Origin of the sequence: Methylobacterium sp. CCH7-A2, assembly GCF_001557075.1 — a bacterium.
Classification (GTDB): Bacteria; Pseudomonadota; Alphaproteobacteria; order Rhizobiales; family Beijerinckiaceae; genus Allobosea; species Allobosea massiliensis.
Genome location: NZ_LSKN01000075.1, coordinates 1 through 218, shown reverse-complemented (window position 1 = coordinate 218; position 218 = coordinate 1). Strand labels below are relative to the sequence as shown.

The window sequence follows — 218 nt, the reverse complement described above, 5'->3', positions numbered from 1 at the left end:
ATGGCGGGCACGAAGACCTCCGGCGCGGGAGGCTTGTATCCGAGCGAGCCACGCGGGCGGACGGTGTTGAAGTGCCGCCGCCAGCTTTCCACGACGATCTTCGCCTCCGCGAGGGTGTAGAAGATCTCGCCGTCGAGGAGTTCGTCGCGCAACCGGGCATTGAACGACTCGATGAAGCCGTTCTCCCAGGGACTGCCGGGCGCGATGTAGGCGGTCTT

Annotated in this window: 1 protein-coding gene; it reads right to left on the bottom strand. The window is 65.6% G+C overall.

What is annotated here, in order from left to right:
- Window positions 1-218 (bottom strand): integrase core domain-containing protein (locus AX750_RS05510; protein ID WP_156449860.1); only part of this gene is annotated, 218 nt, incomplete at both ends.